Source organism: Urbifossiella limnaea, assembly GCF_007747215.1.
Lineage (GTDB): Bacteria > Planctomycetota > Planctomycetia > Gemmatales > Gemmataceae > Urbifossiella > Urbifossiella limnaea.
Map to the genome: position 1 here is coordinate 7,374,969 of NZ_CP036273.1, position 15,649 is coordinate 7,390,617.

The window sequence follows — 15,649 nt, forward strand, 5'->3', positions numbered from 1 at the left end:
TGGGCAGCGCGAAGCCGCAAGCGGCGAGTCGAATCAGTCCTTCTTCGGCCGCGTGAACGGCGTCATCCGCGGCAGCAGTTCCGGCAGGTTCGCGATCCGCGTCGCGGTGATCGACAGCACGCCCGCCGCCTGCGACAGGTTGCCAGTCTTGGCGTGGTCGAACGTGTCCGTCTGCGTGTGGTGCGTCAGCCGGTACTCGTCGATGTCCTGCCGGCACGCCAGGCCCGGCACGCCGGCCGGGTGGAACGCCTGGTGGTCGCTGCCGAACACGCCGCCCATGTCGATCCCCTTCCAGCCCTCGCCGGCGGCCACCGTCGTCAGCTCGCGCTCCAGAATCTCCTTCACCTTCGCCTGGCCGTGCACGCCGAACCCGTACACCTTGCCGGTGCCGGTGTCGTGGACCAGCGCGATCGACGTCTTCGGCATCTCGTCCTTGTGCCGCTCGACGTACTTCCGCGAGCCCCACAGCCCCTGCTCCTCGCCGGTGAACAGCGCGAACCGGATGGTCCGCTTCGGCGGGTAGCCCTTCTTCGCCATCGCCGCCACGACGCGGGCCGTCTCCAGCACAGAGCAGGTGCCGGTGCCGTTGTCCATCGTGCCGGTCGCCAGGTCCCACGAGTCCAGGTGCGCGCCGACGACGACGAACTCGTCCGGCTTCTCCGAGCCCTTCACCTCGCCGACGGTGTTGAAGCACGTCACCGGGCCGGGGACGAGCGTGTTGGTGATCTCGACCTCGACGCGCGTCTCGGCCGGCTCCGGGCGGTTGGCGAGCCGCCACAGCATGGCGTAGTACTCGTGGGCGACGGTGAGCCGCGGCATGATGTTCGGCGACGGCACGCGGTCGGTCCCCTTCCAGTTGCCGGACACGGCCAGCAGCCCGTGCGGCTTGCCCGAGTCTTGCAGCCGGCACGCCGCGCCCTCGGCCACGAGGAACGCCTCCACGTCGTCGGTGAACGTGGACCGCTTCGGCTGCTCGTCCTTCTTCTCCGGCTGCGCCTCCTTCTTCTTCTCCGGCTGAACCTGCGCGAACACGGCGCCGAGGGTCGCCTTCTTCTCGTCCTTCGGCTCGGTCTTCGGCTCGACCTTCTTCGGCGGCGGGAGCGGGCCGTAGTTCAGGTCGGTCACCGGGGCCACCTTCGCCGGCTCGGCCGTCATGATGACGGCGTTCTTGAGCTTCCCCTTGTACTTGTCGAGGTCGGCGCGGGTGGCCACCTTCAGCACCACGACGGGGCCGGTGATCTTCCCCTTGGTGCCGGGCGTCCAGCCCCACGCGGCGACGACGCAGTTCACCTTCGTGTCCGGCTCCACGACCTTGAGGCTGGCGGTGCCGCGTTCCCACCCGTAGGGCATCTCCCACGGCTCGAGCTTCACGTTCTCCAGACCGTACTTCTTCATGATCTCGGCGGTCCAGTTGTTGGCGCGCTCGAGCTGCTTGGAGCCGGTGAGCCGCGGGCCGATCACGTCCGAGAGGTGCTGCAGGTTCTTGGCGACCTCGGAGCCGGCCTTGACCTCGGCGAGCAGCGCCTGGTCGAGCTCGGCGGGGGGCATCGTTTTGACGGGGTCGGCGGTCCGCGCCGCGGCGGCGAGGCCGACGACGAGCGCGGCTGCGAGGACGGGCCTCGGGAGCGAGGGCATGCGAGTCTCCGGGGGGTGCGGGCGGGGAGGGTCGGAGTATTCTGGCCGGGCGCGGGGCCCGCGGCAACGGAATACCGGCGCCCGCCTCCCGGTCCATAACATAAACCGCAACGCGACGGACGCCCGCCAACCCGCACCGGAGCCAGAGTTGACCCCCGACCCCGCCGCGGACGCCGACGACGAACTCGACGACGCCGCGCCGCCGCACGCCGACCCCGACGCCGACCTCGACCTCGACGCCGAGCCGCCGGAGCACGAACTCCCGCCCGAGACGGACCCGGCCGTCACCTACGCCGACATGAAGCTGATGCGGCCGCTGTTCGACGCCGTGTCTCGCGCCGGCTACATCCACCCCACGCCGGTGCAGGAGGCCGTCATCCCCGTGGCCATGAAGGGCCAGGACGTGATCGGCCAGGCCCAGACGGGCACCGGCAAGACGGCCGCGTTCCTGCTGCCGTTCATGAACCGGTGGCGGCCGCACAACCTGAAAGGCCCGATCGGCCTGGTGATGACGCCGACCCGCGAGCTCGCCCTGCAGATCGCCACCGAGGCCGACAAGCTGGCGCCGAGCAAGCGGTTCCGCACCGTGGCCGTGTACGGCGGCGCCAAGATGGGCAAGCAGCTCGACGGCCTCAGCCGCGGCTGCGACCTCGTCGTCGGCACCCCCGGCCGGATGCTCGACCACCTCAGCCGCGGGTCGATGGACCTGAAGGACGTGAAGTTCGTCGTGCTCGACGAGGCCGACCGGATGCTGGACATCGGCTTCCGCCCGGACATCGAGCGCATCCTCCGCCGCTGCCCGCTCACCCGCCAGACGCTCCTCATGTCGGCGACGGTGCCCGAGCCGATCAAGAAGCTCGTCCACCGGTACATGACGAACCCGGTCCACCTCCAGATGACGCCGGAGGTGATGACCGTCGACAAGATCCGGCAGAGCTACTTCACGGTGGACAAGCACAAGAAGTTCGAGCTGCTGGTGAAGGTGGTGGAGCGGGAGCAGCCGCGGCAGGCGCTGATCTTCGTGGAGCGGAAGCGGTGGGCCGACGACCTGTACCGCGGGCTGAAGCGGGTGGTGCGCGGCGCGGCGGTGATCCACGGCGACCTGCCGCAGGGGCAGCGCGAGAAGATCATGGCGGCGTTCCGCACCGGCGAGATCAAGTTCCTCATCGCCACCGACGTGATGAGCCGCGGCATCGACGTGGAGGGGCTGTCGCACGTCATCAACTTCGACCTGCCGCAGGACATCGAGAGCTACGTCCACCGCATCGGCCGCACCGGCCGCATCGGCCGCGACGGCATCGCCATCTCGTTCTCGACGCCGGAGCAGGGCGGCCTGCTGACGGACATCGAGGTGATGATCAACCGGCTGATCGAGCAGGACGAGGTGCCGGGCGGCCCGTGGTACACGGCGGTGCGCCGCAGCGAGCGGACCGCGGACGTGACCACCGGCAACGCGGACGTGGCGCGGGCGGCGACGCAGGTGCTGCGCAACGACGACGGCTGGGGCATCGACGAGCAGGACCTGGAGGGCGGCAAGCTGGGCGTGGCCGAGGGCGAGGCGCCGCCGCGCGACCCGGACATGCCGGCGGGGCCCGCGGCCGGAGCGCCGGCGGCGAAGAAGCCGGTCTTCGGCAAGCGCGGCAAGCGCTACTCGGAGCGCCTCTAAGAAGGCATTTTTGACGGGATGAACAGGACAAGACAGGATGGAAGATAAAGACAAGAATTAATTTAAATTCGGTCTTTGTCTTCCATCCTGTCTTGTCCTGTTCATCCCGTCAAAAATTGATTTCGCTCATGAAACTCATCGTCCTCACCGGCGCCACGCGCGGGCTCGGCCGCGCCCTGGTGCCGCGGTTCACCGCCGCCGGGCACACCGTCGTCGGCTGCGGCCGCAGCGCCGCCCACGTCGCCGAGCTGGCCGCCGCGTTCGGCGCGCCGCACCGCTTCGACCCACTCGACGTGACCGATTCCGCCGCCGTCGCCGCCTGGGCGGAGAGCGTGCTGAAGTCGCACGGCGCGCCCGATTTGCTGATCAACAACGCCGCGGTGATGGCGGCGCCGGCGCCGCTGTGGGAGGTGCCGGCGGCCGCGTTCGACGCCGTCATCGACGTGAACGTGAAGGGCGTGGCGAACGTGCTGCGCGGGTTCGTGCCGGCGATGGTGGCGCGCAAGTCGGGCGTGGTCGTGAACCTGTCGAGCGGGTGGGGGCGGAGCGTGTCGCCGGAGGTAGCGCCGTACTGCGCCAGCAAGTACGCGGTGGAGGGGCTGACGCTGGCGCTGGCGCAGGAGCTGCCGCGCGGCATGGCGGCGGTGCCACTGAACCCCGGCGTGATCGACACCGACATGCTGCGGCAGGCGTGGGCCGACGGCGCGTCGGCGTACCCGAAGGCGGAGAAGTGGGCCGAGCGGGCGGCGCCGTTCCTGCTGGCGCTCGGCGCGGAGGACAACGGCCGGTCGCTGAGCGTGGGGTGAGGCGCCGGGGTTTTCCGCTTGCGGCTTAGCGCTGCCCAGCGCTAAGCCGCAAGCGGAAAACCCCGGCGCGTCGGAGCGTAAGTCATGTCCGCCCGCGTGGTCCGCGTCGGCGACCTGGGGACGGCGCTCACCGCGATGAGCCCCAGCGGCGTGGTCGAGCTCGACGGCCGCCGCCTCGACGCGCGGTCCGACGGCGCCCCCATCCCCGCCGGCGCCGCCGTCGTGGTGCTGCGCGGCGACCCGACCGGCTACGTCGTCCGCGCGGTCGGCCCGGACCAGCCCATCCCGCAACTTCCCGACGCCGGTGCCGAAATCGTGCGCCCCGAGTTCATGCGGAACTCGGCCGAGGTCCGCCGCGTCGAAGCGGCCGACGAGGCGAAGCTGCGCCGACGATGGAAGGTCGCGGCGCGGTGGCGGGTCGTGGCCGGCGTCTTCGGCGGGCTGATCGGCGGTCAAATCCTCGGAGACGCACTCGCCCCGCCGCAGGTCGTGCTCTATCGCGGCCACGCGGAGGGTGGTCTCGGCCTGGCGGTCGGTTGGGCCGTCGGCGCCGCCTTGAAACTGGCCGGCCCGCTGTTTCGTTGGTCCACCCTCGCCGGTCACGCCGCGCTGGCATCGAGCCTGGGCGGCGCGGCAGTCGGGTACTGGCTCGCCGGCGACCCGCACTCGTTCGGCCAGTCGGCCGGCGCCGCCGCGGCCGGGGCGCTGGTCGGCGTCGTGGCCGGATGGTTCGTGGCGACGCGGCTGGAACTGGTCTTCGGCGGGCCGGAAGGCCCGGAGTGACGCCCCGCCGCGGGAACCGGGTACAATACCCGGATGACACCACCCGCCCCCCCGCCCGAGCCGCACCACCCCACCGAGCCGACCCTCACCTTCTGGGGGGCGGCCGGGAGCGTGTCCGGCTCCATGCACCTGCTCGAAGTCGGCAACCACAAGGTCCTCCTCGACTGCGGCCTCAACCAGGGCAAGCGCGAAGAAGCCCGCCAGCGCAACGCCCACTTCCCGTTCCACCCGAACCAGATCGACGCGGTCGTGCTCAGCCACGCCCACATCGACCACTGCGGCAACCTCCCCACGCTCGTCCGCCAGGGCTTCGCCGGGCCGATCTACTGCACCCCGCCGACCCGCGACCTGTTGCGCGTGATGCTCCACGACTCCGCGAAGATTCAGGAGGAGGACGCCGCGCACCTGAACATCGCCCGCAACTACGCCGAGCCGTGGGTGCAGCCGCTGTACAGCCAGGTGGACGTGGAGCAGGTGTTCCGCCAGGTGGTGCAGGTGCCATACGGCCGCGTCGCCGAGGCCACCCGGAGCGTGCAGTTCAAGTTCGTGGAAGCCGGGCACATCCTCGGCTCGGCGATGGTCCTCATCACCGCGACCGGCCCCGACCGCGAGCGCACCCTGTGCTTCAGCGGCGACATGGGCCGCCGCGGCATGCCGATCCTGAAGCCGACCGCCCCGGTGCCGCCGGCCGACCTGCTGGTGTGCGAGAGCACGTACGGCAACCGCCTCCACCGCTCGTTCGAGGAGACGGTGGAGCAACTGTACGCGGCGATCCGCGACACCGTCGCCCGCGGCGGCAAGGCGCTGATCCCGGCGTTCAGCCTCGGCCGGACGCAGCTCATCATCCACGTGCTGCAGCTCGGCCTGCGGGCGGGCAAGTTCCCGCACCTGCCGATCTTCGTGGACAGCCCCTTGGCGAGCGAGGTGGCCGAGGTGTACCGGGCGCACCCGGACAGCCTGTCGGCGGACATCGCGCAGGCTTTGCGGGAGGGCCACGGCCTGCTCGGCGGCGACGGGGTGAACTACGTGCGCGACTTCGAGCAGAGCACGCTGCTGGCGACGCGGCCGGGGCCGGCGGTGGTGATCGCGTCGAGCGGCATGTGCGACGCCGGCCGGGTGCAGCAGCACCTGAAGCAGATCGTGGACGACCCGCGCTGCACGGTGATCCTGGTGAGCTTCCAGGCGCCGGGCACGACCGGCCGGCGGCTGCTGGAGAACAAGCCGACGGTGCGGTTCCAGGGCCGCGACTGGAACAAGTGGGTGGAGGTGGTGCACCTGGACGGCTTCAGCGGCCACGCCGACCGCGACGACTTCCTGGCGTACCTGGGCCCGCTGGCGGGGAAGGTGGGGAAGGTGCGGCTGATCCACGGCGAGCGCGAGCAGGCGCTGGCGCTGTCGGACACGCTGCGCGACCTCGGCTTCGCCGACGTGGGCGTTCCCGCCCCGGGCGACCGGGTGGTGATCGGGTAGCGATTCGGGTATGCTCGGTGACGTGAACCGGAGGTGCGTGATGTCCCAGACGGTCGCCGCGCTACTCGATGCCGCGCTCGCCCTCCCAGAAGACGAGCGGGCGGAGTTGGTCGATCTGCTTGCCGCGTCGCTCGAGCCGCCGCCGAGTTCGCTTCACCCGGCCTGGAAGGACGAAATCCGCCGCCGCGCCGCCGAAGTCGATTCCGGGCAGGTGAAGCCGATCCCGTGGGAGGAGATCCGTCGAGAGCTGGAGGCCGAACTCGACGCGGGGGCGGGTGGTGGCTAACCTCGAGTTCCTCCCCGGCGCCCGGCGGGAGCTCCGGGAAGCCTTCGACTGGTACAGGCAACGAAATCCGGCGGCTGCCCGGCGGTTCGTCACCGAGGTCGATCGGGTGACGGCCGCCATCGCCGCCCAACCGGACCGGTACGGCTGGTACGACCCGCCGTTCCGTGAAGCAATTCTCAACCGTTACCCGTTCAGCGTGATCTACCGCGTCGATGACGCCGGGGACGTACTCGTCGTCGCCGTGGCCCACGCCAGCCGCGAGCCCGGCTACTGGCTCGACCGCACCTGACGGAGCCGCCCATGCGCCCCCTGCTTGTCCCCTGCGCAGTCGCCGCCGTCCTCGCCGCCGCGCCGGCGCCGGCGCAGCCGGAACCCGACGCGCTCAAGAAGGCCGTCACCCTCTACGCCTCGTTCGACGAGCACGTCCAGGCCGACGTCGCCGGCGGCGGCAAGATGCTCAACACCCGCTTCAACCACCCGTCGCGGCCGGGCACGTTCCTCGTCGAGCCGGGGTTCAACGACAACGTCTTCCACGTCGCCCGCGGCCGCGGCGTCGCCGGCGGCGGGGCGCTCGAAGTTACCGACGTGCTCCCCCGCAACGGCCGCGTCTTCTTCCCCGCCAGGGGGAACCTCGCCTACGACCCGAAGGGGTGGGGCGGGGCGCTCTCGGTGTGGTGCCAGACCGACCCGAACACGTCGCTCAAGACGTCGTTCTGCGACCCCGTGCAGATCACCGAGAAGGGCGCCAACAACGGCGGGCTGTGGTTCGACTTCAACGACGCGAAGCCGCGCGACCTGCGGCACGGGGCGTTCCCGGCCGTCCCCGCCGGGCAGAAGGGCGTGGGCGAGGACGACCCGAAGGCGCCGCTGGTCCGCGTCCCGCGGGTGGCGTGGAAGCTGGGCGACTGGCACCACGTCGTGCTGTCGTGGTCCGGGTTCGACACCGGCAAGGCGGACGCGGTGTCGCAGCTGTACATCGACGGCAGGCTGATCGGCGAGGTCCGCGACCGCGCGATCGCCATGAACTGGGACATCGACCGCACGGGGATTTACGTGGCGGTCAGCTACATCGGCCTGATGGACGAGCTGGCGCTGTTCCGCCGCCCGCTCACCGCCGCCGAGGTGAAGGAGCTCCGCGAGCGCCCCGGCCTGCTGAAGTGACGGCGCCGCCCGTTAGCCCGTTAGGCCGGGGCGCAAGCCCCGTCGGGGATCAGACGCCCGACGGGGCTTGCGCCCCGGCCTAACGGGATACCCGCCCCGCCCGGGGTTGTCCGAATCCGGGCCGGTCGGTATCGTCCGCCCCTCCCCGGAGGGCAGATGGGCATGCGCGGGCTCGCGGTCGTGGTCGGATTCCTCGCGGCTACCGCGGCGGCGCACGCCCAGACCCCCGAACCCGCCGTCGTCAAAGCGCCCGCGCCGCCCGCGCCGCCCGAGCCGAACCCGTGGGCCGCGCCGGCGAAGCTGCCGGAGGTCAAGGCGCCCGAGGTCAAGGTGCCGGACTACTTCGGCCCGGCGGTGTCGCAGCCGTTCAACGAGAAGTCGCTGTTCCCCAACCCCGTCAAGCTCGACGTCCCGCCGCCGGGCCCGCCCACCACGCAGCCCCCCGCCGGGCTCCTGCCGCCGCCCGACGCCGGGCCGCCGGTCGTCATCCCCGACGGGTCGCTGCCGACCGCCCCGCCGCCGCGGAAGTGGCGCGGCGGGTTCGAGTTCGGCCTCAACGGGGCCGACGGCAACTCGGACATCCTCAGCCTCCGCCTCGGCACCACCTTCGACGCCAAGGTGGAGCGGAACGCCCTCCACGTGAACGCCCTGTACACGCTGTCGCGGCAGGACGGCAGCACGAGGCAGAACCAGGCGATCCTCAACGTCCGCGACGAAATCCTGTTCCCCGGCAGCCCGTGGAGCGTGTTCAGCGCCGTGCAGGTGGAGTACGACGAGTTCCGCTCCTACGACCTCCGCGCGGGTGCCTACGCCGGTATGTCGTACCGCTGGCTGAAGACCGACACGACGCTGTTCAAGACGCGGCTCGGTGCCGGTGCGGTGCGCGAGATCGACACGGACAACAACGGCCCGGCCGACCGGTGGGTGCCGGAAGCCGTAATCGGCGGCGACTTCAACCACCGGCTCAACGACCGGCAGAGCTTCCTGTCGGGGCTGGACGTGTTCCCGAACCTGAGCCAGCTGGGCCAGTACCGCGTGCGGGCGCGGGTCGGGTACGAGATCGTGCTGAACCCCGAGCGCGGCATGGTGCTGCGGCTCGGCGTGCAGGACCGCTACGACACCAGCCCGGGCAACGCCAAGCGGAACGACCTGAACTACTTCACGACGCTGCTCTTTCGCTTCTGATGCCGCCATGAAGGGGTGAAGGGGTGAGGAAGACGGCCCACCCGTCGCAACGGGTGAGCGTTCCTCCTCACCCCTTCACCCCTTCACCCCTTCACCCCTTCACCCCTTCACAGGCTCCCCGCCGCCCTATCATGTACCCGACCCCGCAGACGCGGGAGCACCCCCAGCAGGAGCAGCCGATGCGGCAGTCCAGGTGGCTCGTCGGGGCGGTCGCGGTCGTCGCCGGGTTCGTCGGCACCGGCACCGCCCGCCAGGACGCGGAGTACGACCTCCGCGGCCCCGCCCCGCAGAAGGGGCAGGTCGTCGCCCACAAGTCCACGTTCCAGATCAAGAACGCCGCCGTGGCCATCAAGGTCGCCGGCATGGGCATCGACGCCAAGCAGACCCTCAAGGCCTACGAGGAGGAAGAGATCAAGTACCTCGCCGTGGACGGCCGGCAGGTCACCAAGGCCCAGACCCGCGTCGTCGTCGAGAAGGTGGACACCGTCACCGACGTCGGCGGCAACGAGATGGACGAGTCGAAGGACGGCGACCTGCAGGGCGAGATCATCGTCAGCGAGCGCGTCGGCCAGGCCAAGTGGAAGCACACGCTGGTGGACGGCCGGCCGACCGCCAAGCAGAAGAAGGAGCTGGACAAGCGCGTCGGCCCCGAGAGCGACGACGACCTGTACCCGGCCGAGAAGGTGAAGGTCGGCCACGAGTGGAAGGTGAAGGCGGCGGCGCTCCAGCGCATCTTCGGCGGCTCGATCAGCGACCTGAAGGGCGAGCTGAAGATGAAGTTCGTCCGCGTCGAGAAGCTCGGCGACGAGGAGTGCGCCGTCATCTCGTCGAAGGGGAAGGTGACCGGGGTCGCGAAGGAGGACGAGGGCGACCTGAACGTCGAGATGGAGCTGGACGGCCTGACGTGGCGGGCGCTGAAGACCGGCATCGACGTGAAGGACCAGGCGAAGGGCCGCATCCGCATGTCGGGCACGGTGGACCAGGACGGCCAGAAGCTCGACCTGGACCTGTCCGGGCCGATCACCATCGACGGCACGGCCCGGCTGAAGACGAAGTGACGCGCCGGCCGCTTGCGGCGTAGCGGCCCGCGGGCTCGCTACGCCGCGAGCGGCGGACGGCTACCGCCCCTCGAACCGCAGCAGGCCCAGCCCCTCGGGCCGCGGCTCGGCGTCCGCCGGGCCGCTCCACGTCTGCACGCCGGCGCCCGGCACCACCCGCGACACGTTCACCGCCCACGCCCGGCCGCCGAGCCGGTCCCCGGTCAGCTCCGCCAGCGGGATGGCGAACTCGCACGTCCACCCGGCCTCGCCCGGCACGAACGCCACGAAGTACTTGGGGTTCCACGTCCGGTCGCCCCAGCAGTCCTCGGCCAGGCAGCCGCGCTGGTCCACCTGGAAGCGGTAGTACGTCTGGTAGTCGCGGTCGAGGTCCAGGGTGATGTCCACGCGGTCGCGGCCGGTCATGTCGGCGTCGCGGTCGCGCTTCGCCACCGCGGCCACGGCCTTCCCCGCCGGGTGGGCGCAGCTCACGGCCACGTACAGGTACTGGCCGTCGTGCGCGAACTTCGCCTCGGTCTTGTAGCCGGCGGCGAACGCGGCCGCGTCGTCGGGGCGGTTGCTCGCCGAGGTCGCGGTCAGCGGCAGCACCTTCGCGGCCTGCCAGCACGGGTCGTCGAGCTTGCCGTCGAGCAGCGGGCGCGTCTCGGTGAACGCGCTGCCGGCGACCGGCTTCGGCGGCGTCGGCACGAGCGTGCGGTCGGCGAGCCACAGCTCAGCGGCGAGGCAGTCGCGCCAGTGGTCCTGGCCCGGCGGCATCGTCGCGGCGTCGGAGCCCTTGAAGTACTCGCGGAGGAAGGCGTCGGCCTCGGCGTGCTTGCCGACGTGCCGCCGCGCCGCCAGCAGCGCCAGCCACGCCGCCGGGTCGCGGCTGTACAGCGGGCCGAACGCCGTCAGCTTCGGCTCCATGTCGAGGCACGCCTGGTGCCACTTCACGATCATCGCCGGGTCGTGCAGCCGGTACACGTCCTCCTCGACGATCGTCTTGGAGCCGCCGGTGGCGCCGGCCTGCACGACCTTGCCGCCGCCGAGCGGGTCGAACGAGACGCGGCCGAAGGCGAGCTTCTGCTGCACCTCGACGCGCCGCCGCGTCTCCGTGCCGGCGTGGTAGCGGAGGAGCCAGCGGTAGCCGTCCACGGCGAGCGGGTGGCCGGGGTACTTCATCGACAGCAGCGCGAACACCTCCCGCGCCTCGGCCCACTTGCCCGTCTGCGCGAACCGCGTGGCGACGGCGTGCGCCGTCCGCGCGGCGATGTCGTCGGGCAGCTTCGGCAGCTCGGCGCCGAGCGCCCCGAGGGCGCGGTCGGCGCCGGCCAGGTCCAGGTTGTCGGCGAACGCCAGCCCTTCGAGGTGCCGCCGCTTCTGCGCCGCGGCCTTCCGCTCCTCGGTGGCCACGGGGTCGAACTTCGCCCCGCTCTCGGCGCGGCGGGCGACGCCGCCGCGGGCCAGGCCAAAGCCGTCGGTCAGCTTCGAATGCGCCTCGGCGCCGTCCTGCCGGTGGGCGATCAGCTTCAGGCTTCGCTGTGACACCGGGTTGACACCGAGCACGCGCGCCGCGGGCTCGGCGGCGTCCCGGGCCGACTCGCCGAGCTCGCGCACGAACTCCGTCAGGTCGTACTTCACCGCCGCGGCGGGGTCGCTGCCGGCGAGGGCGTACAGCTTCTTCGGCGCCCACGGGTGCAGGCCGAGTGCCGTGATTTGTTCGGGGAAGCACGCGGGGTCGGCGGCCTGGCGGAAGGCCTCGCGGGCCGCGTGCAGCACCAGCACCTCGGCGGCGCCGGCGTCGGCCGCGGCCGGGTCGGTGACGACCACCTCGGGCTGCCACATCCGCACGGCGAGCACCGCCTGCCGCAGCAGCTGCTCGTTCGCCTTGCCGTCGTGGAGGCGGTCCCAGGTGGCGAGCAGCTCGCGCGGCGGGAGCCCGGCGGCGTGGCCCGGCAGCGGGAAGGCCCACGCCGTTTCCGCCGCGGCGCCGCCGGCCAGCCGCACCGCCTGCGCGAACCGCGCCGCGTCGGCCCCGGCCCGCGGGTGGGCGGTCGCCGGGTCGGCGCTCATCACGTTGACCGCGGCGCAGAGGTAGCCGTCGGCGGCGCCGACGAGCGCCGCCAGGTCGAGCGGGGCGCCGCGGCCGTGGGCGTTCAGGAACAGCACCGCGGCGCGGCCGCCGCCGGTGCGGCTCGCGGTCCACGTGCGGCCGCCGTCGGTGGTGCGGGCGATGGTGCCGAGCTCGCCGACGGCCCAGCCGGTGGTCGCGTCGAGGAAGTGCATGCCGAGCACGGGCGTGGTCAGGTTCGTCTTCTGCGTCTCCCACGTCTTGCCGCCGTCGGGCGAGTGGAACACGACGCTGCCGGGCCGGCCGGCGACCCACACGTGCGTGCCGCTCGCGGCCACGGCGCGGAAGTCGCACGACATCGCCACGGCCGCCGGCACGCCGAGGTTCACCGCGCCCCAGCGGCGGCCGTCGTCGCTGGTCATCACGAGCCCGCCGTCGCCGGCCGCGACCCAGCGGAAGGGCGTGTTCTTGATCGCGTGAACGGCGCGGCCGCCGAGCGGGTCGAGGTCGGCGTCGGCGAGCGCGCCGCCGCGGACGACCGCCAGCCGCGACCACACGCCGGCCACGACGCCGGTGCCCTGCGCGTCGAAGTCGGCGGCGCGCCAGCCGGGGGACCGTGCGCCGCTGACGGGGCGCCACGTCTTGCCGCCGTCGGCGGTGTGGAACATGCCGGTGGGGAAGGCGTCCGAGCCGTCGCCGCAGACGAAGCCGTTCTTGTCGTCGAAGAAGCGGACGGCGTGGAGGCCCGGCAGCACGTTGACGCCGACCTCCTCCCACGTCAGGCCGCCGTCGGCGGTCTTGAGCATGACGCCGGCCGAGACGCCGTTCGGGGCGTCGAGCCGGCCGACGGCCCAGCCGGTGTACGGGTTCTGGAAGTGGACGCCGCGGAGGCTGGCGCGGCTGCCGGTCTTCTGCCGCTCCCAGTGGGCGCCGCCGTCGATGGAGTGCCAGACGACGCCGTCGTCGCCGACCGCCCAGCCTTCGTCCTTGTCCACGAACTGCACGGCGCGGACGGCCGCGTCGGCGAACGCGACGGGCGGCTGTGCGTGGGCTGCGGGGGCGAGGGCGAACAGGGCGAGGAGGGCAAGGAGCCGGCGTGTCATGCGGGAACCCCCGGGGGCGGGCGTGGACGACGTTCGACCCGGGGGAATAGGCAAACCCGGCGGGAAGTGCTAGAGCAGTTTCGCGGAGGGTAAGGTATAGGGCCTCGCCGCTTGCGGCGTAGCGCCGCAGCGCTACGCCGCAAGCGGCGAGGCCCCAAGCCGGAGCGATCCCATGCCACGCATCCTGGTCACCGGCGGCGCCGGGTACATCGGCAGCCACACCGTCCGCCGGCTGCTCGCCGACGGCCACGACGTGACCGTCCTCGACAGCCTCGTCTACGGCCACCGCGCCGCCGTCCCCGCCGGCCGCCTCGTCGTCGGCGACATCGGCGACGCCGCGGGCCTCGACCACTTGTTCGCGGAGAAGCGGCCCGAGGCGGTCGTCCACTTCGCGGCGTTCGCCTACGTCGGCGAGTCGGTCACGGACCCGGCGAAGTACTACGCCAACAACCTCGTCGGCTCGCTATCGCTGCTCGACGCCTGCCGCCGCCACGGCGTCACGAAGTTCGTCTTCTCCAGCACCTGCGCCACCTACGGCACCCCCGACCGCGTGCCGATCACGGAGGCCGAGAAGCAGTCGCCGATCAACCCCTACGGGAACACGAAGCTGGCGTTCGAGCGCGCCCTCGCCGACTACGCCGGCGCGTACCCGTTCGGGTTCTGCGCCCTGCGCTACTTCAACGCCGCCGGCGCCAGCCCGGACGGCACCATCGGCGAGGACCACGACCCCGAGACGCACCTCATCCCGCTGGTGATCGACGCCGCGACCGGCCGCCGGCCGCACATCAGCGTGTTCGGCACCGACTACCCGACGCCCGACGGCACCTGCGTCCGCGACTACATCCACGTGGACGACCTGGCCGAGGCGCACGTCCTGGCGCTGGGGGCGCTGAAGCCGGGGGCGGCGCTGCGGTACAACGTCGGCACCGGCCGCGGGTACAGCGTGCGCGAGGTGATTCGCACGGTGGAGGAGGTGACGGGGTTGCGCGTGCCGGTGGTGGAAGCGCCGCGCCGCGCCGGCGACCCGGCGGAGCTGGTGGCGGACGCGGCGCTGATTCGGCGCGAGCTGGGCTGGGCGCCGAGGTACGCGGAGTTGCGGCCGATCGTGGAGACGGCGTGGAACTGGCACCGCACGCACCCCGCGGGGTACGCCGACTGACGCGGGCCTCGGACTTCGTAGGTCGGGTCGAGGCTTTGCGAGGCCCGACGCGGGGAGCCAGCGGCGAATGTGGAAATGGCGGAAACCGATCCCTGACCGGGGTTTGCTTCTAACCCTGCGCCGTTCGCGTCCGGCGCCCCGCGTCGGGCCTCGCAGACTCAACCCGACCTACGAAACCCGGTCGCGACACTCCAACATACTTTCGTGTCACTGACTCATTGCGTGCCTCGACCCCCCGGGGGGGTCGGCGGCACACAATGACCCTCGCCCCTACGTCCGCGGGCGGGCGAGCCGCACCACCAGCCGCTCCACCTGCACCTTCTCCGGCAGCGGGCTGCCGCCCTTCAGGTCGCGGTCGATCTCGACGAGCCAGCCGCTGAGCGCGTCCAACCGGCGCCGGCCGAGCCAGCGGACCTGTCGCTGGAAGCTCTCACGCGCCTGCGGCCACGCCGGCACCTTCGCCGCGTCCATCGCCGGGCCGAGCGCCTGCCCGTCGGCGGTCAGCCGGCCCACCGCGGCGAGCTTCCGCAGCTGCGCCATCATCGGCGCCAGCACGCCCATCGGCGCCACCCCCTCCGCGAACAGGCGTTCGAGGATCGTCAGCGCCGCGGCGGGCTTGCCTTCGCCGATGGCGTCGAGGATGCGGAACACGTCCGCGCCCTGGCTGCGGCCGACGAGGCGGTGAACGTCCGCGGCCTCGATCGTGCTTTTGGCGCCGGCCGCGACGGCGAGCTTTTCGAGCTCCTGGTCGAGCTGCCCCATCGTGTTGCCGGCGAGGTCGATGAGCAGGGCCGCGGCGTCGGGGCTGAGCTTCTTGCCGTGGCCGGCGCGCGCCCACTCCTGCACCCAGGCGCCGAGCTTGTACGCCGGCGGCGCCTTGCAGTGAACCTTCGCCGCGTCCGGCAGCGCCTTCGCCAGCTTCGTGTTCTCGGGGAACGCCTTCACGTCGAGGACCAGCACCCCGGCCGCGGACGGCGCGGCGGCGTAGCGCTCCAGCGCCGGCCGGTGGGCGGTGACGAACGTGTCGGCCGCGTCCACCACGACGACGCGGCACGGGCTGAGGAACGGCAGCGTGTCCAGCTCGTTGCGGACGGTGGAGAAGTCGAGCTTGTCGCCGGCGTAGGTGCCGACGGCGAACGCGGCGTCGGCGTCGCCGAGGGCCGCGTGAATGATGGCGTCGCGGCAGCGGCGCTTGAGAAAGTCCTCGTCACCGGCGAGGACGTAGACGGGCTGGCGCTTCGACTTGGCGACGGCGGCGAGGAACGGGAGGGCGTCCATGCGGCGGGT

Annotated in this window: 13 protein-coding genes; 10 read left to right on the plus strand and 3 right to left on the minus strand. The window is 72.1% G+C overall.

What is annotated here, in order from left to right; all coding sequences use genetic code 11:
* Window positions 1–33: 33 nt before the first annotated feature.
* Entirely contained in the window at window positions 34–1,635 is a 1,602-nt protein-coding gene (locus tag ETAA1_RS29805) for a M20/M25/M40 family metallo-hydrolase (RefSeq protein ID WP_145244247.1), read from the minus strand.
* Between the two features lie 148 nt (window positions 1,636–1,783).
* Here ETAA1_RS29805 and ETAA1_RS29810 point away from each other — a divergent pair, with 148 nt between their 5' ends.
* From ETAA1_RS29810 to ETAA1_RS29850, 9 genes are all read left to right on the plus strand, one after another.
* On the plus strand, window positions 1,784–3,301 hold the full coding sequence (locus ETAA1_RS29810) for a DEAD/DEAH box helicase (RefSeq protein WP_238389325.1): 1,518 nt from the start codon (window positions 1,784–1,786) through the stop codon (window positions 3,299–3,301).
* Window positions 3,302–3,429: 128 nt separating this feature from the next.
* The gene (locus ETAA1_RS29815; protein WP_145244249.1) at window positions 3,430–4,107 is read left to right on the plus strand and encodes an SDR family oxidoreductase; all 678 of its coding nucleotides are present in this window, start codon (window positions 3,430–3,432) and stop codon (window positions 4,105–4,107) included.
* A gap of 84 nt (window positions 4,108–4,191) precedes the next feature.
* Window positions 4,192–4,890: an NfeD family protein gene (locus tag ETAA1_RS29820; RefSeq protein ID WP_145244250.1), complete on the plus strand. Its 699-nt coding sequence runs from the start codon at window positions 4,192–4,194 to the stop codon at window positions 4,888–4,890.
* A 33-nt stretch (window positions 4,891–4,923) separates the two neighbouring features.
* Window positions 4,924–6,360, plus strand: coding sequence for an MBL fold metallo-hydrolase (locus tag ETAA1_RS29825; RefSeq protein ID WP_145244251.1), 1,437 nt, complete (start codon window positions 4,924–4,926; stop codon window positions 6,358–6,360).
* 40 nt (window positions 6,361–6,400) lie between these two features.
* On the plus strand, window positions 6,401–6,646 hold the full coding sequence (locus tag ETAA1_RS29830) for an addiction module protein (RefSeq protein WP_145244252.1): 246 nt from the start codon (window positions 6,401–6,403) through the stop codon (window positions 6,644–6,646).
* Window positions 6,639–6,935 (plus strand): type II toxin-antitoxin system RelE/ParE family toxin, encoded by a 297-nt coding sequence (locus tag ETAA1_RS29835; protein WP_202920512.1) that lies wholly within the window; start codon window positions 6,639–6,641, stop codon window positions 6,933–6,935. Before ETAA1_RS29830 ends, ETAA1_RS29835 begins: the two co-directional genes overlap by 8 nt.
* 11 nt (window positions 6,936–6,946) lie before the next feature.
* Window positions 6,947–7,807, plus strand: a complete 861-nt coding sequence (locus ETAA1_RS29840) for a LamG domain-containing protein (protein WP_145244254.1) — start codon at window positions 6,947–6,949, stop codon at window positions 7,805–7,807.
* 162 nt (window positions 7,808–7,969) lie between these two features.
* Window positions 7,970–8,992: a DUF481 domain-containing protein gene (locus ETAA1_RS29845; RefSeq protein ID WP_145244255.1), complete on the plus strand. Its 1,023-nt coding sequence runs from the start codon at window positions 7,970–7,972 to the stop codon at window positions 8,990–8,992.
* 131 nt (window positions 8,993–9,123) lie between these two features.
* Entirely contained in the window at window positions 9,124–10,050 is a 927-nt protein-coding gene (locus ETAA1_RS29850) for a hypothetical protein (protein ID WP_145244256.1), read from the plus strand.
* A gap of 60 nt (window positions 10,051–10,110) precedes the next feature.
* Here ETAA1_RS29850 and ETAA1_RS29855 read toward each other — a convergent pair whose 3' ends face one another.
* Entirely contained in the window at window positions 10,111–13,203 is a 3,093-nt protein-coding gene (locus ETAA1_RS29855; protein WP_145244257.1) for a YCF48-related protein, read from the minus strand.
* A 172-nt stretch (window positions 13,204–13,375) separates the two neighbouring features.
* On the opposite strand from ETAA1_RS29855, the gene galE reads away from it, so the two are divergent.
* Window positions 13,376–14,362 carry a UDP-glucose 4-epimerase GalE gene (gene galE / locus ETAA1_RS29860; RefSeq protein ID WP_145244258.1) on the plus strand — a complete coding sequence of 329 codons (987 nt, stop codon included), beginning with the start codon at window positions 13,376–13,378 and terminating at the stop codon, window positions 14,360–14,362.
* 270 nt (window positions 14,363–14,632) lie between these two features.
* Here the strand turns inward: galE and holA are convergent, their stop codons facing one another.
* On the minus strand, window positions 14,633–15,640 hold the full coding sequence (gene holA / locus ETAA1_RS29865; RefSeq protein WP_145244259.1) for a DNA polymerase III subunit delta: 1,008 nt from the start codon (window positions 15,638–15,640) through the stop codon (window positions 14,633–14,635).
* Window positions 15,641–15,649 lie beyond the last annotated feature (9 nt).